The following is a 242-nucleotide window of genomic DNA, read 5'->3' as shown; positions in this document are numbered from 1 at the left end:
CCCTTGCTGGCGGCGAGCATCATCACGGCCATGATACTTTTGGCATCGACCATGCGGTTTGGATAACCCACCTTGATGGTTGCGCCGTAGCTGGCCGCGGTTGATACCAGTTTGGCGGCTGCCCGTGCGTGTAAACCCAGCTTGTTGATGATGGTGATTTGCGTGTTAACCATCCAGGCTCCCGAAACGATTGGATTGTGGGTAATAAGCATCAGTGGCTGTGATGGGCAGCAGACCTGAGC

1 protein-coding gene is annotated in these 242 nt (G+C 55.4%); it reads right to left on the bottom strand.

The features are described from left to right. Positions 1–173 (bottom strand): HPr family phosphocarrier protein (locus Q4563_RS22015; protein ID WP_303606055.1); only part of this gene is annotated, 173 nt, incomplete at its 3' end. Positions 174–242 lie beyond the last annotated feature (69 nt).

This window comes from Gilvimarinus sp. 1_MG-2023, from assembly GCF_030548285.1.
The sequence above is the reverse complement of the archived record's forward strand: the minus strand, read 5'-3'. Positions and strand labels throughout refer to the sequence as shown.